Source organism: Corallococcus sp. CA049B, from assembly GCF_003611685.1.
GTDB classification, from domain to species: Bacteria; Myxococcota; Myxococcia; order Myxococcales; family Myxococcaceae; genus Corallococcus; species Corallococcus coralloides.
Genome location: NZ_RAWC01000109.1, coordinates 1 through 19,369, shown reverse-complemented (window position 1 = coordinate 19,369; position 19,369 = coordinate 1). Strand labels below are relative to the sequence as shown.

Below are 19,369 nucleotides of genomic sequence, written 5' to 3'. Positions count from 1 at the left end.
GTCTTCCTTCGTGGGTAGGGGAAACGGGCGGCCGTTTTGTCAATGCAACCGGGCGGGCGTCAACCGCGTGGGACGCCGGGTATTCCAAGCCCATCCCGGGAGCGTGGGGTATGCTGGGCGACCCATGTCCGTGAAGCATCACGTCTACCTCGTCCCCGGATTCTTCGGCTTCACCAACCTGGGCGAGCTCCTCTACTTCGGCCACGCGTACGAGTTCCTGAAGCAGGACCTCGCCCGCCGGGGAGTCGACGCGGAGGTGGTGACGATCGTCTCCCATCCCACGGCCTCCATCCGCCAGCGCACCGCGGATCTGCTCAAGGCCGTGAGCGAGACGGCCTCCGGGGACGACGGCCCCATCCACCTGGTGGGCCACTCCACCGGAGGTCTGGACGCCCGCCTGTTCGTCTCCCCCGGCGCGCAGGTGTCGGACGCGCTGGAGCTGGAGCCCTTCGCACGCCGCGTGCGCTCCGTGGTGACGCTGTCCGCGCCCCACGCGGGCACGCCGCTGGCCACGTTCTTCCTGGGCCTCTTCGGCCAGCAGCTGCTGAAGCTGCTGTCGCTGTTCACCATGTACGTGCTGCGATTCGGCCGGCTGCCCCTGAGCGTGGTGTTCCGCTTCGGGCACCTGATGTCGCGGGCGGATGATCAGCTGGGGTGGAAGGCCACGCTGCTGGATCAGCTCTTCGACCAGTTGCTGGGGGACTTCTCCAGCGAGCGGCGGGACGCGGTGACGAAGTTCCTGTGGGACGTGGGCCGTGACACGTCGCTCATCCCCCAGCTCACGCCGGAGGGAATCGACCTGTTCAACGGCGGCACGCATGACCGGCCCGGCGTGCGCTACGGCTCCGTGGTGACGCAGGCCCGGCCGCCGTCCCTGCGCACGCGGCTGGCCGCGGGCCTGGATCCGTACGCGCAGCTCACGCACACCATCTACGCGTTCGTGTACGGCCAGACGCAGCGGATGCCGCTCACGCAGCTGCCCCTGCACACGCCCGCGCAGACGGCGGCGCTGGTGCAGGCCTACGGCGCCATGCCCGGCCCCACCGCGTGTGACGGCATCGTGCCCACGCGCTCGCAGGTGTACGGCCGCGTGCTGGCGGCGGTGCGCGCGGACCACCTGGATGCCATTGGCCACTTCGACCAGCCGGCGCACCAGCCCCCGCACGTGGACTGGCTCATCTCCGGCTCCGGCTTCCGCCGCCCCCAGTTCGAGGCGATGTGGAAGACCATTGGCGACTTCCTGATGGAAGAGGAAGCGCCGCGGTAGCTACCCGCGCTTGAAGACGGCCAGGAAGCGCGACTCGGCGACGCACTGGCCGTCAGTGCCCAGCAGGCGCACCGGGATCCACGCCTCCGCCTTGTCGCCCGTCGCGCGCAGCTCCGACGCGAGCTTCTGGAGCAGTTCCTCCCCCGGCTCGCACACCGCGCTCACCGCCGTCTTCGCCTTCGCGTGGAAGGCGACCTCCATGCGGTTGACCAGCATCTTGTATTGGCCAGGCGGGAAGCGGCGGAAGAGCATCACGCCCATCGTCAACTCCATCACCGTCACCTGGGCGCCCAGGTACACGCTGCCCACGTGGTTCTTCGTCTTGCGGTCCAGCGGCACCGTCGCCTTCACGCGCGCGTCCGTCACCTCGTCCACGCGGTAGCCCATGGCCTTCGCCAGGGGGACGATGTTCTTCACCGCCAACGTCGTCAGCGCGTTCGCCGCGCCCGGCGACACCTGCCGCACCTTCTCCACCAGCTCCAACGCGAACATCCGGTCCTCCACCCTTCCCGTCTGACGTCCCGCGCGCATCCTAGCCACCCGCCGCCTCCGGCGTAGAGTCCGCCACACCATGGGTGAAAGCGCGGACGTGGTCGTCATCGGCGCGGGCGTCGCGGGACTCACCGCGGCCCGGGACATCGCTCGCACCGGCGCCACCGTCGCCGTGCTGGAGGCGCGCGACCGCGTGGGTGGCCGCACCCTCACCCGCGAATTGGGTGGCGGGCTCGTGGACCTGGGCGGTCAGTGGGTGGGCCCCAGGCAGCGCCACGTGCTCAAGCTCGCGGACGGCCTGGGCCTCCAACGCTTCCCCCAGCACCACCAGGGCACCAAGGTGCTGGAGGTGCGCGGCGAGCGCCGCACGTACCAGGGCAAGGTCCCGTCCCTGCCCCTCCTGTCGCTGCTGGATTTGCAGCGCGTCGTCTGGAAGCTGGATGGCCTGGCGAAGCGCGTCCCCCGGGAGAGGCCCGCCGCCGCGCCCAGGGCCGCCGAGTGGGACGCCCTCACCGTGGAGGACTGGAAGCAGCGCCACGTGCCCACCTGGGGCGCCCGCGCCGCGCTGGACATCGCCACCCGCGCGGTGTTCGCGGCGGAGCCCTCCGAGCTGTCCTTCCTGCACTTCCTCTCCTACGTGCACTCCAACGGCGGCCTCATGCCGCTCACCGAAATCGAGGGCGGCGCCCAGGCGGAGCGCTTCGTGGACGGCGCGCAATCCCTCTCACGCAGGCTGGCGGAGGGACTGCCCGAGGGCCGCGTCGTCCTCTCCGCGCCCGTGAAGGCCCTGCTCCAGGACGCGCGCGGCGTCACCGCCACCACGGAGGACGGCCGGACCTTCCGCGCGCGCTACGCGGTGGTGGCCACGCCGCCCGCGCTCGCGGAGCGCATCGACTTTGGCGCGGACCTGCCGCCGGGCCGCCGCCGCGCGCACGCGGACATGCCCATGGGCAGCGTCATCAAGGTCGTGGCCACCTACGCCACGCCCTTCTGGCGCGAAGCGGGCCTGTCCGGCGAGGCCGTCAGCGACGCGGGCCCGGTGCGCCTGTGCTTCGACGACTGCGGCCCCCACGGCCACCACCCCGCGCTCGTGGGCTTCTTCCTGGGCGACACCGCCCGCGCGTGGACCGGCCGCCCCGCGGAGGACCTCCACCGCGCGGCGCTCGCGGACTTCGCGCGCTTCTTCGGCCCCCAGGCACTGTCGCCCGTGGCCATCGCCGCGCTGGACTGGAAGCAGGAGGCGTTCAGCACCGGCTGCTACGTGGGCCTGCCCCGCCCCGGCACCCTCACCGCCATGGGCGACGCGCTGCGGGCGCCATTCGGCCGCGTGCACTGGGCAGGCACGGAGACGGCCATCGAGGGCTGCGGCTACCTGGACGGCGCGGTGGAGTCCGGCGAGCGCGCCGCCACGGAGGTCGCCGCCCGGTTGACCGCCCCCGACGCGAGCTGATCATCGAAGGACGCCCGGCCGCCCGCCCTCCGGGCCAGCCGGGCAGCCAGGCGACACACGCCGCGCCGTGGCCAAGGGCCCGGCCCATCCCCACCCTGTGGGAAGCGCCGAGACGTCATGCCGACGGCCTGCCGCGCGCACACCACCTACGAGGGAGCAGGACCATGTACACGACCAGCCACGTGAACCTTCCCCAGGACGCGCGTGAAGAGCTCATCGACATGCTCAACACGCTGCTCGCCAACGCCATCGACCTGCACTGGCAGGTGAAGCAGGCCCACTGGAACATCCGGGGCACGCACTTCTACAGCCGCCACCTGCTCTTCGACGAAGTGGCCAAGCACGCGCGCAAGCACGCGGACTCGTACGCCGAGCGTGCGGGCGCGCTGGGCGGCTACGCCCAGGGCACCATCCGCCTGGCCACCAACAACAGCCAGCTGCCCGAGTACGACCTGCAGGCCGTGGACGGCGAGGCCCACATCCGCGCGCTCGTCGAGCGCGTGGGCCGCTACGCCGCCAGCCTGCGCGACGGCATCAACAAGTCCGACGAGGCGAACGACCCCGTCACCGCGGACATCCTCACCCAGACCCTGGGCGAGACCGAGGAGGACCTCTGGTTCCTGGAGAGCCACCTCAACGGCGACGCGCGCGCGGGGGTCTCCATGCCCCCCAAGGGCGGCAGCCGCCGGGGCCGTCAGGCCGAGGACATCAGCCAGGCCACCACCTGACGTCCGCCCCCACCTCCCTGCGGGTTCTCCTGCGCGGGGAGGGCGGGGAGCGTATAGAACGCGTCCCCGGATTCCAGGAGGACGCGTCCCATGGCGGCAGGGCTTCCCGAAGACCGTCTCGACGGCAAGGTGTGCCTCATCACCGGGGCCACCGGTGGCATTGGTCAGGAGACGGCCAAGGCGCTGGCGCGGCGGGGGGCCACGCTGGTGCTGTCCGGCAGGGATGAGGCCCGCACGGCGGCCACGGTCGCCGCGGTGCGCGAGGCCGCCCCCGGAGCCCCGGTGGAGTCGCTGCTCGCGGACCTGTCCTCGCTCCAGTCCGTGCGCGACCTGGCGAAGGCGTTCCGCGCCCGGCACTCGCGGCTGGACGTGCTCATCAACAACGCGGGCCTCATCATCGACCGGCGCCAGGTGACGGTGGACGGCTACGAGGCCACGTTCGCCACCAACCACCTGTCCCACTTCCTCCTCACCCACCTGCTGCGCGACCTGCTGGTGGCGAGCGGGCCGGCGCGCATCATCAACGTGTCCTCGGAAGGCCACCGGCTGGCGTACCCGGACTTCCTGGACGACCCGCAGACGGAGCGGCGCCGCTACGACGGCATCCGCGTCTACGGCAACGCCAAGCTCAGCAACATCCTCTTCTCTCGCGGGCTGACGAAGCGGCTGGCCGGCACGCAGGTGACGGCGAACGCGCTGCACCCCGGCGTGGTGGCCACGGGCTTCGGGCACAACAGCCAGGGCATCTTCAAGCACCTCATCAAGCTGGCCGGGCCCTTCATGCTCTCCCCGGAGAAGGGCGCGAGGACGTCCGTCTACCTGGCGTCGTCGCCGGAGGTGGCGGGCGTCAGCGGCGAATACTTCATCAAATGCCGCAAGGCGAAGCCGTCGTCCGCCGCCCGGGACGAAGCGCTCGCGGAGCGGCTCTGGCAGGTGAGCGAACAGCTCACGGGAGTGAAGGCATGATCGACCTGTACACGTTCAAGACCCCCAACGGCCGCAAGATCTCCATCGCCCTGGAGGAGCTGGGCCTCCCGTACAAGACGCACTCGGTGGACATCACCAAGGGCGAGCAGTTCAAGCCCGAGTTCCTGGCCATCAACCCCAACAACAAGATTCCGGCCATCGTGGACCACGACGCGCAGGGCGGCCCGCTGGCCCTCTTCGAGTCCGGCGCCATCCTGCTGTACCTGGCGGAGAAGACGGGCCGGCTGATGCCCGCTGATCCGCGCGGCAAGGCGGAGGTGACGCAGTGGCTGATGTTCCAGATGGGCGGCCTGGGCCCCATGCTCGGGCAGCTCAACCACTTCGGGCGCTTCGCCTCCGCGAAGCATCCCTACGCCATCGACCGCTTCCAGACCGAAGCGAAGCGCATCCTGGGCGTGGTGGAGCAGCAGCTGTCGTCGCGGGACTACCTGGCCACCACGTACTCCATCGCGGACATCGCCACGTACCCGTGGCTGAAGGGCTCGCGGGACTTCTTCCCGGAGCTCTTCATCAACACGCCCAACATCCTCCAGTACCTGCACCGCGTGGGCAGCCGCCCCGCCGTGCAGCGGGGCATGCACATCCCCTGACGTCTGTGGTTTCCATCCATGGCCTCGCTCGAACAGCTCGTCTTCGACAACAGCTACGCCCGCCTGCCGCCCGGGTTCGCCGCCCGGGTGGCCCCCGCGCCCTTCCCGGACGCGCACGTGGTGAGCGTGAACCCGGCGGCCCTGCGGCTCCTGGGATTGGACGCGGAGGAGGCCGCGCGCCCGGAGTTCGCGCGCGTGTTCGGCGGGGCCACGCCGCTGCCCGGCATGGAGCCTTTGGCCATGGTGTACGCGGGGCATCAGTTCGGCGTGTACGTGCCGCGCCTGGGAGACGGCCGCGCGCTGCTCCTGGGCGAGGCGAAAGGCCCGGACGGCGAGAAGTGGGACCTGCACCTGAAGGGCGGCGGGCCCACGCCCTTCTCGCGCGGCGGTGACGGGCGCGCGGTGCTGCGCTCCACCGTGCGCGAGTACCTGGCCGGCGAGGCCCTGCACGCGCTGGGCATCCCCACCACGCGGGCCCTGTGCATCCTGGGCACCCGCACGCCGGTGTACCGCGAGGACGTGGAGACCGGCGCCATGCTGGTGCGCCTGGCCCCGTCGCACGTGCGCTTCGGCACCTTCGAGTTCTTCCACCACACCGAGCAGCCCGGCCACGTGGCCGCGCTCGCGGACCACGTCATCGCCGCGCACTTCCCGCACCTCGCGGGCCAGGAGGGCCGCCACGCGCGCTTCTTCGCGGAGGTGGTGGAGCGCACCGCGGAGCTGGTGGCGCGCTGGCAGGCGGTGGGCTTCGCGCACGGCGTGATGAACACCGACAACATGTCCATCCTGGGGCTCACGCTGGACTACGGGCCCTATGGGTTCCTGGACGACTTCGACCCTGGCTTCGTCTGCAACCACTCCGACCACCAGGGCCGCTACGCGTTCGACCAGCAGCCGCGCGTGGCGCTGTGGAACCTGGCCTGCCTGGGAGAGGCGCTGCTCACGCTCATCACCGAGGACGAGGCGCGCGCCACGCTGACCCTCTTCCAGCCCACGTTCGCGCGGCACTTCCTGACGCGCATGCGCGAGAAGCTGGGCCTGAAGGAATCCCGCGACGAGGACCGCTCGCTGCTGGAGGACCTGTTCGCGCTGATGGCCGGCTCGCACGTGGACTACACGCGCTTCTTCCGCGCGCTGAACCGGTTCGACTCCCGCCCCGGTGCTCGCAACGACGCGCTCCGCGACCACTTCCTGCCGCCGGAGGGCTTCGACGGCTGGGCCGAGCGCTACCGGGCGCGGCTGGAGGCGGAGGGGAGCGTGGACGCCGAGCGCCACGCGAGCCTGGACCGCGTCAACCCGAAGTACGTGCTGCGCAACTGGGTGGCGCAGCAGGCCATCTCGCGGGCGCAAGAGGGGGACTTCGCGGAGGTGGACCGGGTGCTCGCGCTGGTGTCCGCGCCCTTCGACGAACACCCCGGCCAGGAGGCCTACGCGGCCTCGCCGCCCACGTGGGGCCGGCACCTGGTGGTGAGCTGCAGCTCCTGACGCGCGGGCACAACCGCACGTCAGGCAGGCGGGCAGGCGCCCGTGGGCGGCGATCCCGTGCGCGCGGTGCCTAGCTTGGAAGGCATGATCGAACCTGCCGCTCCGCCCCGCATCGTGTTCCGAGCCCTGGGTCCTGGCCTCGTCGGCGCCGCCGCGCTCACGCTGGTGCACGAGAGCGCCCGGCGCGTGTTGAAGCACCCGCCGCGCATGGATGTCCTGGGCATGCGCTCCCTGGAGAAGGGCATCCGCTTCTTCGGCGGCGAGCCCGCGAAGGGGCGCCAGCTGCATCGCCAGACATTGGCGGGGGACCTGCTGTCCAACGGGCTGTTCTTCTCGCTCGTGGCCCTGGGCCGCCCCAAGCGGCCGTACCTGCGCGGCGCCGCGCTGGGCCTGCTCGCCGGCCTGGGCGCGGTGGTGCTGCCGCCGAAGCTGGGATTGGGCCGCAAGCCGTCCCAGGCCCGCCCGTCCACGTCACTGCTCACGGTGGCCTGGTACACGCTGGGGGGACTGGCCGCGGCCCGCGCCACGCGGAAGCTGGTGGCGCGCCGTCAGCCAGCGCTGACCCTGGGCCCGCCCCTGCATTAGCGCGCGAAGGCCGCGCCAGGGTTGGCGAGTGAAACTCCCGTCATGGGGGCACTTGCCGGAGGCGGAGGGGCGACCCCAGCCTGGGGGTCCATGGCCACCGACTTCACCCGCCTGCCCCTGCGCGGCGAACAGGATGCGTTGCACGTCGTCGTCGAGTCGCCCCGCGGTTCGACGGTGAAGCTGAAATACGACTCGAAGCTCCAGGCCTTCACGCTGTCCCGGCCGCTGACGCGAGGCTTCCGGTACCCGTTCGACTGGGGCTTCATCCCCAGCACCCAGGGCCCGGACGGAGATCCGCTGGACGCGCTGGTGTACTGGGACGTGCCCACCTGGCCCGGCGTGGTGCTGCCCTGCCGGCCCCTGGGCGTGCTCCTGGTGGACCAGAAGCCGAAGGGCGCGACGAACGGCGAGCGCGAGCGCAATGACCGCCTGCTGCTCGTCCCGGTGAACGCCACCCGCTCGGACGACCTCAATTCCTACCAGGACCTGTCCCAGCGCGAGCGCGAGGAGCTGGAGCACTTCTTCCTCGCGGTGGTGCACTTCGCGGACAAGGACGCGCGCATCCTCGGCTGGGATGGCCCGGACGCCGCGGAGCGCATGGTCCAGCAGTACGCCCTCAAGGAGGACTGACCCGCCATGCCCCCTCCCACTCCCATCCGGGGCCTGGGCCCCGACACCGCGCTGGGCGACGCCGCCCGCCGCATCCTCGCTGGCCGGCTCGCGGACGTGCGCCACCCCGAAGCCCAGCTGGACGGTGAGCTGGACGAGGACGGCGTGCACGACATGCGCGTGGCCACCCGCCGCCTGCGCGCCGCGCTCCAGGTGTTCCAGGCCACCGGCAAGCTCACCCGGCTGGAGGCGGACGTGAAGCGCCTCCAGGACGCCCTGGGCGACGTGAGGGACCTGCACGTCCAGGACAAGTGGCTGGACACCGCCGCGAAGGGCAAGAAGGACGCGAGCAAGGCGCTGGCCGGCCTGCGCGAGTCCCACCTGTCCGGCCTGAAGTCCCGGGAGAAGAAGCTGCGCGCGGAGCTGGAGCGCTGGACGGACCGCACCGTGCCGCGCCTGCTGAAGAAGGTGGACACGCTGGAGGACCCCCGCCGCTTCGCCGGCAAGCGCGTGCGCAGCCACCTGCGCCAGCGCCTGCGCCGCGTGGAGAAGCGCCTGGAGCGCTACGCGGACGCCCCGGACGCCGCCTCCGCGCACGCCCTGCGCAAGGACTTGAAGAAGCTGCGCTACGAACTGGAGATCTTCCAGCCCGCCTTCCGCCGCACCGTGGGTGCGCTGCTGGAGGTCCTGGTGCCGCTCCAGGACGGATTGGGAGAACTGCACGACGCGGACGTGCGCCTGGAACTCTTCGAGCGCGCCGCCGCGGAGGCCCCGCCCGGCCAGCGCAAGGCCGCGCGCAAGCTGCTGCCCCAGGCCCGCGACGAGCGCGCGGAGCGGTCCGCTGAAATCGCCCGCGAGGTGCAGCGCTGGCACGCGGAGGCCATCCCCAAGCGGCTGCGCAAGGCATTGACCTGAAACCCCGGCCGCTCCGGTCAGGACAGCCCTGGCTGATACGTTCCTCGTCGCGTCACTGAACGAGGGGGACGTCCTGAATCCGAAATCCATCCGGTTCCTGGCCCATGTGGCCGGGGGCCTCCTGTGTGTCATTTCCTTCTCGCGGCCCGCGAGCGCCGCCGAGCCACCCCGCATCACCACCCTCACCCTGACGCCCCAGCAGTTGGAGGCGGGCGGCGTCTCACGGCTGGGCCTCCAGGCGGAGGACCCCCAGGGCAGCCCGCTCACGTTCTCCTGGAGCGCCGCCGCGGGCAGCCTGAGCACCCCGCTGGGCAACGCGACCACGAGCCGCGCGAACTGGACGGCGCCCCTGTGCCTGGCCTCCGGAGGCACGCCGCCCGTGCAGGCCACGGTGACCAACGGTCTGGGCCTGTCCTCGACGGCGGCGTTCGACCTCGGCGTCCTGCAGGACCTGGGGAAGAACCGCCAGCCCGCGTTCAGCGCGGAGGGCTTCGAGCAGTTCGACAGCGTGACGCTCGTGGACGGACGCATCACCGTGCCCGACCCGGCGCGCCCGCCCTCGGAGTCCATCGTGTTCCCGGCGGACCAGCAGCTGAGCGTGATGTTCGTGCAGAAGGACTCCATCGCCAGCCATGCCGTGGGCTACCTCTACGTCGACGACCTCCAGCGCAAGGGCTACGTGGACGCCGTGGGGGAGCTGGTGGATGCCAACGCCAACGGCATCGCGGACCTGCACGAGGACCTCTACAACCTGGCCCCCACCACGGGGGCCCAGGCGCGTCCGTACATCGGGGCGGCCCGGCGCTGCACCCGGTCTTTCAGTTCCAGGGGCTTCCTCCTCAACCAGCCCGAGCTGGCGCTCGACGCGAACTGCGCGAACACCTTTTCCTCGGGAGAGGAGCTGCGGGATGCCCGCCCTGGGAATCATCTCCAGGTGAGCACGGACGTCATCGGGCGTGACGCCCCCCCGAGCCTCTCGACCTCCAACCCTGGCTTCTCCGACGGCGGGCTCTTCGCGCGCATCCCCAACCTGCTGGAGCCGGCCGCGCCCGCGAATGGAGACAAGGGGCTGGGACAGCTCGTGTTCCTCCTGACCGACGACGACTGGGAGCGGACCACCCACCGCAACCTGGGCGCCGTCCCGGACACCGACAACTACGGCTCTGACGGCATCCCCGACTACGACGTCTCCGCCTACGACGCGCGGGGCCTGCGGCGGAGCACCAACCCGGATCCGGGCCTCACGCTGGCGGACCGGCGGGTGGACCTGGGGAGCATCCAGGGCGGCCGGGAGCTGGTCTTCTTCCTGGTCGTCAACATCGAGGCGGTGCACGACCCGGAGAACAGCCTGGTCCATCCGTGTCTGCGCAAGGCCCCCAACGGCCAGTGCACCTTGCACCTGAGGTCCCCCATCTCCGTGTTCTTCTCCAAGTCGCGGTGGAACATGGATCAGGACCCCGTGGGTCAGTATCAGGTGACGGCCCGCGCCAATGGCTGTGCGTACAGTGAGAGCTGCTACGCCCCCTCCGGATACCCCGACGGGTGCTACCTGCCGAGCCAGGGCAGGAGGCTGTGTGGCTGGCTCCCCGAGGAGGCCCTGGAGCGCCTGCTGGAGCCCGACTACGGCAACAACCACTTCCCCAAGGGGCTCGTCGAAGTCACCACCGAGCCAGGGGCCCCCATGCCGCACGTCCTGTCCCATCCCTCCCTCGTCACGCCGGGCCGGTGGATCATCGCCTTCGAGGACCTCAACGGCGGCGGTGACCGGGACTACAACGACGTCGTCCTCCAGCTGGTGAGCCCGGTCTCCACGGGGGTCGTGCGCTCCCCGTCGCTGGCCGCCCGGCCCTCCAGCCCCGAGGAGACGGGCTGCACCGTGTCCCGGATGCGCCTGCGCAAGGACGACGGCTACTTCCCGGGGTGCGACCCCGCGCCCATCCAGTACGCGGTGGCCACCGACTGCCGCGTGTGCTGGGGCGGAGCCTGTCTGCCCAACCCCACGCCCACCTGGCACCCGCTCACGCTGCGCTACGGCTACGACGAGGCCGTCATCGACGTCTCCAGCACCCCGGGCACCCAGCCCTGCTGGAAGGCGGTCCTCGCCCCCGCGAATGGCTTCTGCACCAGCAGCATCACCCGCGTGGACGTGGGCTACGAGTACGCACCGCTCAATCCCTGACGCACCCTGGAGTGGACCGCGCCCCAATGTCTGGCGAACGGCCCGCCCCAGGTGCTGGGCACCGTGCCCCATGGGTACGGCCTGTCCACGCAGGCGCTGTTCGACTTCGACTTCACGCAGTCGCTGGACATCACCTTCGTCCACGAGTCCGCGGGCGCCAGCCACTCGCTCGGCTAGCGGTTGTACGTCGTGGCGGTGTTGTTGTTCGCGTGCTGCGCCGCGTCCGCGGCGGCGCGGATGATGGCACCGCCCGACGCCGCGGCGGCGCCGGTCAGCGCCGCGTGCGTTCCCTCCGCCGGCTTCGGCTCACAGACGCAGCCGGCGGAGTTCATGATGATGACCACCGCGCTCATCCGCATGTCGATCTGCTCGCACAGCTGCCGGCACTCCGTGGCCCGCTCCATGGGCAGCGAGAACGATGTCGCCCGCGCCGTCGAACAGGCCGCGAGCGGAAACACCAGGGACAGCGCCAGGAGCAAGGGGAGACGGGTCGTCTTCATGGGTGAAGCCTGACACAATCCGACAGAACCGCCTTCCTTGTTATTTCTGATAGACCCTGGGAGCCATCTTCATCCCGAGGAGTCTGTCCTTGCACCCGAATCCCTCCCGTCTCCTGGCCCTCGTGGCCGGGAGCGCGTTGTTTGTCATTCCCTCGCCACGTCCGGCCCATGCGGCCGGTGGGCCCAAGGCGGTGCGCCTGCCACCGCAGCTCACGGGGGCCTCGCAGTCCACGGAGGTCATGGAGCCGGGGAGCACCGCGCAGCTCCAGGTCCAGGCCACGGACCCGCAGGGCAGCGCGCTGACGTTCTCCTGGAGCGCGAGCGCGGGCACGCTGGGTACGCCGTCGAACGCCGCGAACAGCAGCAGCCGGAGCTGGACCGCGCCCGCGTGCCTGGCCGAAGGCAGCGCGCCCGTCATCGCTACCGTGACAAACGGTTACGGCCTGTCCACCACGGCGGCCTTCGAGTTCAGCGTCCCCCAGGACCTTTACGCGGACCGTCAGCCCGCCTTCACGGCCGCGGGGTTCGACCAACTCCAGTACGTGACCATCACCCCACAGCGGACGCTGCGGGCCACCACCCAGCAGTGGACACCCACGACCCTGGACCCGCTCGTGTTCCCGAGCGACCAGCGCGTCACCATCAGCTTCGTGTACGAAAGCTCCGGCGCCAGCCACTCGCTGGGATACCTGTACATGGACGACCTGCGTTCGCGGGGCTACGTCAATGCCCAGGGCAACCTGGTGGATGGCAATGGCAACGGCATCGCGGACCTGCACGAAGACCTCTACAACCTGGCCCCCACCACGGGCCCCCAGGCCCGCCGGCACATCGGCGTGAGCCCCCGCTGCACCAACACCTTCACGTCCGGAGGCTTCACCTACCGACAGCCGGAGCTGACGCTCAACGCGACCTGCGCCTCCGCGTTCAATCCCAACCAGTGGCTGACGGATGCCCGCCCCGGCCATTTGATGGAGGATATCTCCGTCGACGTCGTGGGGAGCAGCCCGACCACGTCGGCCGGCACCGGCTGGTCCGACAACGGCCTCTTCGCGCACATCCCCAACCTGCTGGAGCCCGCGCATGCCTCCAATGACAACCTGGGCCTGGGCCACCTCGTGTTCCTGCTGGCCGACGACGACTCCGACAAGAGCACCCACCTGGGGCTCGGCGCCGTCAGCGACCTGTCGGGTGATAACGACGGCGTCCCCGACTACGACGTCTCCGCCTACGACGCCCACGGCCTTCCCCGGACCTCCAACCCGAATCCGGGCATCTCCACTTATGACCGCACGGTGGACCTGGGCGTCATCGAGGGAGGACGGGAGGTCATCTTCTTCCTCATCACCGCCTACGAGACGTTCCACAACGTGGACAACGACACGGTCTTTCCCTGTCTGCGCAAGGACAGCAGCGGAAAGTGCACCCTGCACCTGAAGACGCCCATCAGCGTGTACTTCTCCAAGGCCGCCTGGAACCTGGACCAGGACTTCCGGGGCCAGTCCCCCATCGCGTCCCGAAACATCGGCTGTGACTACACCGAGGCGTGCAACCCGTACTCCCCAGCGTCGTCCCCGTACGCCTGCATGCTGGCCGACACCTCCCAGAAGCTGTGCGGGTGGCTGGACTTCGACACCCGGGCCCGGCTCAACACCTACGCCTACGGCAGCATCTCGCTGCCCAAGACCGCCTCGACCGTCGCCGCGCCGGGCAACCTCAACATGGCGCACGCCATGCTCGGTGCCACAGGCCCCGGATCCGGACAGTGGCTCCTGGCATTCGAGGACCTCCCTGGCGGAGGCGACCGGGACTTCAACGACGTCGTCTTCCTGGTGAGCAGTGGGGCGGCCCAGTCCTCCCAGGTGCGCTCCAACGTGCTGAGCCCTCAGGACTCCAGCTGCGCCATCCAGCAGGTATACATGCACAAGGACGATACCCTGTCCCCCACCTGCCCCTCGCCGGCCACCATCAGCTACCGGGTGGCCACCGACTGCAGCCTGTGCTTCGCCACGGGCCTGTGCGTGCGCAATCCCGCTCCCACGTGGCATCCGGTGACGTTCGACTGGAACCGCGATGCCTTCATCGACGTGTCCGCCACTCCCGGCCACCAGCTCTGCTGGAAGGCGGATTTCCTGCCCGGAGGGGAAGCGCCCTGCCAGTTCACCATCAACAACGTGGACATCGGCTACGAGTCCGGGCCTGTCGTGCCCTGACGCCGCCACTTTCCGGACATCCGCCGCCCTGGCCCCCTGGTGTGGGGGCCGGGGCGTGACCACATCCCTGCTGGATGTGATCCGCCCTGTGCCCGGGTCGCAGGGCAGGCAACCCTCCCTCCGGGGCACCCGGAAGAAGTGTCGGAACCCCACGCTGTAAAAAGTGCCGGGTTCCGCCCTAAGCATTGCGGCTGTTTCGCGCAACACCCTGGAATCATTGAGGTTGCCTGTCGGCTGGCATTGGCCCGTGCGTTGCTAAAGGTCTCCCCGTCGCAGCAAACGGCGGTCACACACACCGCCCTCTTCCCCGAGAGAGACCCCCATGCAGGCTTCCAACTCCTTCTCTTCCGCCGACTCGCTCTCCACGTACCTCTCGGAGATCAACCAGTACCCGCTGCTGAACCCGCAGGACGAGCAGTCGCTGTCGCGCGCCTTCCGCGCGGGCGACCTGTCCGCGGGCCACCGCCTGGTGACGAGCAACCTGCGCTTCGTGGTGAAGGTGGCGTACGAGTACCGCTCCTACGGCCTGAAGATGTCCGACCTCATCCAGGAGGCGAACATCGGCCTGATGAAGGCGGTGCAGAAGTTCGACCCTGAGAAGGGCATCCGCCTCATCTCCTACGCGGTGTGGTGGATCCGCGCGTACATCCAGAACTACGTGCTGCGCAACTGGAGCCTGGTGAAGCTGGGCACCACGCAGGCGCAGCGCCGGCTGTTCTTCAGCCTGGCCCGCACGCGCCGCGAGCTGGAGAAGCTGGGCGCCGGCGAGGGCGGCCACATCGTCAACGCGGACGAAATCGCCAAGAAGCTGAACGTGAAGCCCTCGGAAGTGCGTGAGATGGAGCAGCGCATGGGCGGCAGGGATTTGTCCCTGGACGCGCCGGTGGGCGAGGACGGCGACGCCACGCACCTGGACTTCGTGGAGTCCGAGTCCGCGTCCCACGCGGACGAGGTCGCCGACCGGCAGCAGGCGGGCCTCACCCGCAACCTGGTGCAGCGCGCGCTGATGCGCCTGGATCCGCGCGAGCGCTTCATCATCGAGCAGCGCGTGATGAGCGACTCGGAGATGACCCTGAGCGAGCTGGGCGAGCACTTCGGCTTCTCCCGCGAGCGCGCCCGCCAGTTGGAGATCCGCGCCAAGGACAAGCTGAAGGCGGAGCTGGCGAACCTGATGGCCGAGGCCGGCCTGGACCAGGCCGAGCTGGCCGCGTAACGCGGCGGGCATCCCCAAGGCTGCGACACGGCACGGCCCCGTCCCCTCGCGTTGGGAAGCGCGAAGGCACGGGGCCGTGGCATGTCCGGAGCCGGCGGTTACCGGGGCACGCCGGGTGAAGACTCGCCGCTCTCCGCCGGTGCGGGCGCGGCCGGCTGCGCGCGGGACGTGGCGTCGATGCGCAGGGCCTGCGGCTGGCCGCTGCTCTCGTCCGTGCGGTAGGAGGCGCGGACCTGCGCGCCCTCCTGGATGTCCGCGGCGCTCGCGGCCCGGCCGTCCACCTGCACCTGCGTGCTGGGGCCCACCTTCAGGCGCAGCCGCGGCTCACCGCGCTGGCTCACCAGCACCTCCTGTGCGCTCGCGCTCAGCACGTCGCCGGTAATCTGCTGCTCCTGGGCGGGTGCCGCCTGGGCCTGGGTGGGCTGCGAGTTCTGGGCGATGGCGGCCTGCTGCGTGGCGGCGTCCTGGTTCGCGGCCTGCTGCTGCGCGCCCGGGGCCGCGATGCGCTGGTTCGCGGCGGCGCTCTCATTGGAGGCCTGCTGCTGCTGGGTGGCGAAGTTCTGCTGCGCCTGGCGCTGGGCGGCCAGGGCGCTGGCCTGGGCCTGCTGGGCCACGGACTGGGCCTGCTGGGTGCGCGCCTGCGCCTGCTGCTGGCTGGCCTGGGCCTCCTGGGCCTCCTTCTGGGCCTTGGCCTGGGCCTCCTGAAGTTCCTGCTGCTTCTGCTGCACGTCCTCCTGGGCGCGGGCGGCCTCGCGCTGCTGGCTGGAGGCCTCCTTCTGCGCGTCACGTGCGTCGTCGAAGGCCTTCTCCGACTGGAGCTGGGCCTGCTCCACCCGCTGTCCCGGGGTGTTCTTCTCCGCGGTGTCCTGGCGGGAGCGGTCTTGGTCCTGGCAGGCGGTGGTGCCCACCACCAGTGCGGCCACTCCGGCACCCAGCCATGCTGCGCGCGATTTCATGGGGTTCTCCTGTCAAAGGGATGACAGGGCAAAGATGGAGGTGGCCCGTGGAGCGCCAAGCCGTCCCACGCCGAGCGCCCGCTCGGCCGCACGCCCCACGGCGGGGGCTCACTTTGGGGCTACCGCGTCTGGAAGAATGGCGATAAGGGGCGCCCCCCCATGCGCGCCTGCGGACTCGACTTCGGAACCAGCAACACCGCCCTGGCCCTGCCGGACGGCACCGTGTTGCCGCTGCAGCCCCACACCCCGGAGCCCCGGCTGTTCCGCTCCGTGCTCTTCTTCGCGGAGGATGAGCGGGAGGTCTTCACGGGCGCGGACGCCATCCAGCGCTACCTGGAGGACAACAACGGCCGGTTCATCCAGTCCGTGAAGTCCTTCCTGCACAGCTCGTCCTTCCGGGCGACGCAGGTGAAGGGGCGCACGTACACCATCGAGGACCTGGTGGCCATCCTGCTGCGCCGCGTGCGCGAGTCCGCCGCGGCGCACCTGGGCGAGGCGCCGGACGCGGTGGTGCTGGGCCGGCCCGCGATCTTCACGCCGGTCCCGGAGGCGGACGCACTGGCGGAGAAGCGGCTGCGCAAGGCGGCGGAGATCGCGGGCTTCACGCACGTGCAGTTTTTGATCGAGCCCATCGCGGCGGCGCTCGCGTACGAGGCGCGGCTGGAGAAGGACGAGCTGGTGCTGGTGGCGGACTTCGGCGCCGGCACGACGGACCTGACGTTGATGCGGCTGGGGCCGTCGCGGCGGGGGAACCTGGACCGCAAGCCGGACGTGGTGGGGTCCACGGGCGTGCGCATCGGTGGTGACCGGTTCGACGCGGAGATCATGCGGCACAAGCTGCTGCCGAAGTTCGGGGCGGGGTCCACGTACAAGGTGAAGGGCTTCAGCCACAAGCGGCTGCCCATTCCGCAGCACGTGCTGGCGAAGCTGCTCAACTGGCACGAGATGTCCTTCATCCGGGAGAAGTCCACGCAGGAGCTGCTGGAGGTGATGCTCGACACGAGCGACCGCCCGGCGGAGATCCAGGCGCTCTACGACCTGGTGATGGACAACCTGGGCTACCGGCTGTTCCGGGCGATTGAAGCGACGAAGGTGAAGCTGTCGAGCGAGGACGTGGCGACCATCGACTTCGAGGACGCGCGCATCCACCTGCACGAGCCGATGACGCGGACGGAGTTCGAGACGGCGAGCCGCACGTTGTTGGATGAACTGTCGCAGTGCACGGAAGGGCTGTTGGCGAAGCACCCGGAGGCCAGGGACATTGACGCGGTCTTCTTGACGGGCGGTTCGTCCCAGATTCCGGCGGTGCGGGAGCTGTACGTGAAGCGCTTCGGAGAGGAGCGCGTGCGCACGGCGGACGCCTTCACCTCCGTGGCGGAGGGCCTGGGCCGCGCGTCCGCGTGGCTGACGGGGTGAAGCCTCTCAGGGGGCTCCACCATCCAGGAGAGGCCCCTCCAGGACTCCTGCATCCACATCCGGAGGCACCGGTGAGGCCTCCGGCTCCGCCCCCACGCTGCGCCGCAGGATTCGACCGTCGAGGCTGACCGCGTAGCGTGCGCCGGTGTCCACACCGATGAAGGTGTTGCCACAGGCATCCGAAGCCTCGTGGATCAGGATGAAGAAGACGTCTCCCTGACGGATGACACGGTAGCGATACGCCTCCGGTCTTCCCCAGCACGGCGTGTCCTTGGACTGCTTGGGGAAGAAGTCCTCCATGGCGACCTGGACAGCCCTGAGCAGGTTGCCGTCCAGCACATACGTCTGCTCATCGCCCCCTACCTGTACCGCTGACTGCGCGTAGAACGGCGGGAACGCGATGCTCCGGTCTCCCTCCCAGTCAGCGGGCCGGGCTCCCTGTCCTCGCAGGCAGCCCGCCAGGAGCAGTATCGCGCCGCTCAGGCCCAGTCCTGCACAACGCATCGCGCTCGTCAGTCGTGGCATCCGCGGTGCTCCTGCCTAGCGTGTCGGGACGAACCGGAACTCCGTCTCGCTGTCCCAGGTGACAGTGCCGGCCTGCGTCCGGCGCCAACGGCCTTCGTCATCAGGCGTCCAGCGAACCACTTCCGCACTCCCGTAGGTGTACTCGTAGAACCCGTCGCATCCCGTGGAGTTTCCAGAAGAACCGGCGGAGAAGAAGGCGACGATTCCAATGGGAAGCCGTCCTGCCTTCGTTTCGGCGTATCCCCCGTGGATCCGCGCCATCTTCGCCAGCGCGGCGAGGTCCCGCTCCGAGAGGTTGGTGGGCGTCGCGGGGTGGTTGTGGAGGAAGTAGAGGTACTTGAGGCTGTCGGGTGGATAGCGCGGGTCCTGAACGAACGCGGGGGCCCTGCACCCCTGCTCGAACTGGTTCCGGGTGGCATCAGAGCTCTCCACCAATTTGCTCAGCGCATACCGGTCATCCGGGACGTAATACAGCCATGCGCAGTACTCCTTCGACATGCGCCAACGCACGTCGAAGTTCGCCGCACCTGCGTTCCCCGCTGTGGCGTTGCGTTGAGAAAGGATGAGGGGGCAGGCCGCAAGGAGCGCGTCCCACGCGGTGTTGAAAAGCGGCGTCCCCGGCATCGGGCCATCCAGCCGGGCGGGCATGCGCGCGGAGTCGAAGCGCACAACGCCGGGGGGCGGCGGCGAAACACACCCATCCAGGCACAGGACGCCCAACAACGCCCCAATGAAGGCCCGGGCTTTCAGGGCCCCACGTCCACCGTGCGCGTCGTCCAGTCCGTGCCGCCGCGGCCGTCTCGGGCCACCACCCAGACCGTGATGCGCTCGGGCGTCTTGGCCGTCGTGTACGTCGTCGTCGGGTCGCCGGGCTTGCCGTCCACCGGCTCCAGCGAACGGAAGGACCCCACCTCGCCCTCGCCCGTCGCGAACCAGCTGAAGAAGACCTGCTCCGTCCTCGTCCCGTCCGCCGTGGAATAGGACTCCTCGCTGCCCTCGCCCAGCACCGGCGTGAACGTCACCTCCGCGTCCAGCGGCAGCGGCCCGGACAGCGGCGCGCCGTTCCACAGCACGTCCTGCATCACCGGGTTCTGGTTGGGCGTGTCCGTCGAACGCAACGTGATGCGCCGCACGCCCCGCTCCACGCCCTCCGGCGTCCCGCTGCCGTCCGTCGCCTCGTACCCCACGAACAGCGGCAGCCCTGCCTGCAACACCTGCTGCACCGCCGGATCGTTGAAGTCGAACGAGCCCCCCTGCCC

18 protein-coding genes and 1 pseudogene are annotated in these 19,369 nt (G+C 70.2%); 13 read left to right on the top strand and 6 right to left on the bottom strand.

The annotated features are described in order from the left end of the window. The first annotated feature begins 124 nt into the window (after nt 1-124). Nucleotides 125-1,267 carry a triacylglycerol lipase gene (locus tag D7W82_RS22860; RefSeq protein ID WP_120620376.1) on the top strand — a complete coding sequence of 381 codons (1,143 nt, stop codon included), beginning with the start codon at nt 125-127 and terminating at the stop codon, nt 1,265-1,267. Here the strand turns inward: D7W82_RS22860 and D7W82_RS22855 are convergent, their stop codons facing one another. Continuing rightward, entirely contained in the window at nt 1,268-1,798 is a 531-nt protein-coding gene (locus D7W82_RS22855; protein WP_233587883.1) for a DUF4442 domain-containing protein, read from the bottom strand. Between the two features lie 40 nt (nt 1,799-1,838). Here D7W82_RS22855 and D7W82_RS22850 point away from each other — a divergent pair, with 40 nt between their 5' ends. From D7W82_RS22850 to D7W82_RS22810, 9 genes are all read left to right on the top strand, one after another. Further along, entirely contained in the window at nt 1,839-3,209 is a 1,371-nt protein-coding gene (locus D7W82_RS22850; protein ID WP_120620374.1) for an FAD-dependent oxidoreductase, read from the top strand. Between the two features lie 164 nt (nt 3,210-3,373). Beyond that, a complete protein-coding gene (dps, locus tag D7W82_RS22845; RefSeq protein WP_120620373.1) occupies nt 3,374-3,937 on the top strand; it encodes a DNA starvation/stationary phase protection protein Dps in 564 nt (187 codons plus the stop codon). Between the two features lie 90 nt (nt 3,938-4,027). Next, nucleotides 4,028-4,903, top strand: coding sequence for an SDR family oxidoreductase (locus D7W82_RS22840; RefSeq protein WP_120620372.1), 876 nt, complete (start codon nt 4,028-4,030; stop codon nt 4,901-4,903). Next, nucleotides 4,900-5,514, top strand: coding sequence for a glutathione S-transferase family protein (locus D7W82_RS22835; protein ID WP_120620371.1), 615 nt, complete (start codon nt 4,900-4,902; stop codon nt 5,512-5,514). Before D7W82_RS22840 ends, D7W82_RS22835 begins: the two co-directional genes overlap by 4 nt. Before the next feature lie 18 nt (nt 5,515-5,532). Further along, nucleotides 5,533-6,999, top strand: coding sequence for a YdiU family protein (locus D7W82_RS22830; RefSeq protein WP_120620370.1), 1,467 nt, complete (start codon nt 5,533-5,535; stop codon nt 6,997-6,999). 84 nt (nt 7,000-7,083) lie between these two features. After that, nucleotides 7,084-7,584 carry a hypothetical protein gene (locus tag D7W82_RS22825; protein ID WP_233587882.1) on the top strand — a complete coding sequence of 167 codons (501 nt, stop codon included), beginning with the start codon at nt 7,084-7,086 and terminating at the stop codon, nt 7,582-7,584. Nucleotides 7,585-7,674: 90 nt separating this feature from the next. Beyond that, nucleotides 7,675-8,214 carry an inorganic diphosphatase gene (locus D7W82_RS22820; RefSeq protein WP_120620368.1) on the top strand — a complete coding sequence of 180 codons (540 nt, stop codon included), beginning with the start codon at nt 7,675-7,677 and terminating at the stop codon, nt 8,212-8,214. A gap of 6 nt (nt 8,215-8,220) precedes the next feature. Beyond that, nucleotides 8,221-9,108 carry a CHAD domain-containing protein gene (locus tag D7W82_RS22815; RefSeq protein ID WP_120620367.1) on the top strand — a complete coding sequence of 296 codons (888 nt, stop codon included), beginning with the start codon at nt 8,221-8,223 and terminating at the stop codon, nt 9,106-9,108. A 106-nt stretch (nt 9,109-9,214) separates the two neighbouring features. Continuing rightward, nucleotides 9,215-11,287, top strand: a complete 2,073-nt coding sequence (locus tag D7W82_RS22810; protein ID WP_120620366.1) for a DUF4114 domain-containing protein — start codon at nt 9,215-9,217, stop codon at nt 11,285-11,287. A 173-nt stretch (nt 11,288-11,460) separates the two neighbouring features. Here D7W82_RS22810 and D7W82_RS22805 read toward each other — a convergent pair whose 3' ends face one another. Then, on the bottom strand, nt 11,461-11,787 hold the full coding sequence (locus D7W82_RS22805) for a hypothetical protein (protein WP_120620365.1): 327 nt from the start codon (nt 11,785-11,787) through the stop codon (nt 11,461-11,463). An 89-nt stretch (nt 11,788-11,876) separates the two neighbouring features. Between D7W82_RS22805 and D7W82_RS22800 the strand changes: the two genes are divergently transcribed. Together D7W82_RS22800 and D7W82_RS22795 are read left to right on the top strand one after the other, a co-directional pair. Continuing rightward, nucleotides 11,877-14,000, top strand: a complete 2,124-nt coding sequence (locus tag D7W82_RS22800) for a DUF4114 domain-containing protein (RefSeq protein WP_233587881.1) — start codon at nt 11,877-11,879, stop codon at nt 13,998-14,000. 322 nt (nt 14,001-14,322) lie between these two features. Continuing rightward, nucleotides 14,323-15,213 carry an RNA polymerase factor sigma-32 gene (locus D7W82_RS22795; protein ID WP_120620364.1) on the top strand — a complete coding sequence of 297 codons (891 nt, stop codon included), beginning with the start codon at nt 14,323-14,325 and terminating at the stop codon, nt 15,211-15,213. 98 nt (nt 15,214-15,311) lie between these two features. Here the strand turns inward: D7W82_RS22795 and D7W82_RS22790 are convergent, their stop codons facing one another. Beyond that, nucleotides 15,312-16,169, bottom strand: coding sequence for a hypothetical protein (locus tag D7W82_RS22790; protein ID WP_147439476.1), 858 nt, complete (start codon nt 16,167-16,169; stop codon nt 15,312-15,314). A 159-nt stretch (nt 16,170-16,328) separates the two neighbouring features. Here D7W82_RS22790 and D7W82_RS22785 point away from each other — a divergent pair, with 159 nt between their 5' ends. Continuing rightward, nucleotides 16,329-17,585 (top strand): Hsp70 family protein, encoded by a 1,257-nt coding sequence (locus D7W82_RS22785; protein ID WP_120620362.1) that lies wholly within the window; start codon nt 16,329-16,331, stop codon nt 17,583-17,585. Nucleotides 17,586-17,591: 6 nt separating this feature from the next. On the opposite strand, the gene D7W82_RS40140 is transcribed toward D7W82_RS22785, so the two are convergent. The 3 genes and pseudogenes from D7W82_RS40140 to D7W82_RS22770 form a co-directional block, all read right to left on the bottom strand. Further along, nucleotides 17,592-18,110 carry a hypothetical protein gene (locus D7W82_RS40140; protein WP_147439474.1) on the bottom strand — a complete coding sequence of 173 codons (519 nt, stop codon included), beginning with the start codon at nt 18,108-18,110 and terminating at the stop codon, nt 17,592-17,594. Between the two features lie 15 nt (nt 18,111-18,125). Further along, nucleotides 18,126-18,758, bottom strand: a complete 633-nt coding sequence (locus D7W82_RS22775) for a hypothetical protein (RefSeq protein ID WP_147439472.1) — start codon at nt 18,756-18,758, stop codon at nt 18,126-18,128. A gap of 98 nt (nt 18,759-18,856) precedes the next feature. Next, nucleotides 18,857-19,369: pseudogene (locus D7W82_RS22770) on the bottom strand (hypothetical protein); the annotation flags it as partial.

Excerpts from the sequence above, each read along its gene's own strand:
- D7W82_RS22860 (WP_120620376.1), top strand. The coding sequence starts at position 125 with ATGTCCGTGAAGCATCACGTCTACCTCGTCCCCGGATTCTTCGGCTTC.
- D7W82_RS22855 (WP_233587883.1), bottom strand. The coding sequence starts at position 1,798 with ATGCGCGCGGGACGTCAGACGGGAAGGGTGGAGGACCGGATGTTCGCG.
- D7W82_RS22850 (WP_120620374.1), top strand. The coding sequence starts at position 1,839 with ATGGGTGAAAGCGCGGACGTGGTCGTCATCGGCGCGGGCGTCGCGGGA.
- dps (WP_120620373.1), top strand. The coding sequence starts at position 3,374 with ATGTACACGACCAGCCACGTGAACCTTCCCCAGGACGCGCGTGAAGAG.
- D7W82_RS22840 (WP_120620372.1), top strand. The coding sequence starts at position 4,028 with ATGGCGGCAGGGCTTCCCGAAGACCGTCTCGACGGCAAGGTGTGCCTC.
- D7W82_RS22835 (WP_120620371.1), top strand. The coding sequence starts at position 4,900 with ATGATCGACCTGTACACGTTCAAGACCCCCAACGGCCGCAAGATCTCC.
- D7W82_RS22830 (WP_120620370.1), top strand. The coding sequence starts at position 5,533 with ATGGCCTCGCTCGAACAGCTCGTCTTCGACAACAGCTACGCCCGCCTG.
- D7W82_RS22825 (WP_233587882.1), top strand. The coding sequence starts at position 7,084 with ATGATCGAACCTGCCGCTCCGCCCCGCATCGTGTTCCGAGCCCTGGGT.
- D7W82_RS22820 (WP_120620368.1), top strand. The coding sequence starts at position 7,675 with ATGGCCACCGACTTCACCCGCCTGCCCCTGCGCGGCGAACAGGATGCG.
- D7W82_RS22815 (WP_120620367.1), top strand. The coding sequence starts at position 8,221 with ATGCCCCCTCCCACTCCCATCCGGGGCCTGGGCCCCGACACCGCGCTG.
- D7W82_RS22805 (WP_120620365.1), bottom strand. The coding sequence starts at position 11,787 with ATGAAGACGACCCGTCTCCCCTTGCTCCTGGCGCTGTCCCTGGTGTTT.
- D7W82_RS22795 (WP_120620364.1), top strand. The coding sequence starts at position 14,323 with ATGCAGGCTTCCAACTCCTTCTCTTCCGCCGACTCGCTCTCCACGTAC.
- D7W82_RS22790 (WP_147439476.1), bottom strand. The coding sequence starts at position 16,169 with ATGAAATCGCGCGCAGCATGGCTGGGTGCCGGAGTGGCCGCACTGGTG.
- D7W82_RS22785 (WP_120620362.1), top strand. The coding sequence starts at position 16,329 with ATGCGCGCCTGCGGACTCGACTTCGGAACCAGCAACACCGCCCTGGCC.
- D7W82_RS40140 (WP_147439474.1), bottom strand. The coding sequence starts at position 18,110 with ATGCCACGACTGACGAGCGCGATGCGTTGTGCAGGACTGGGCCTGAGC.
- D7W82_RS22775 (WP_147439472.1), bottom strand. The coding sequence starts at position 18,758 with ATGCCCGCCCGGCTGGATGGCCCGATGCCGGGGACGCCGCTTTTCAAC.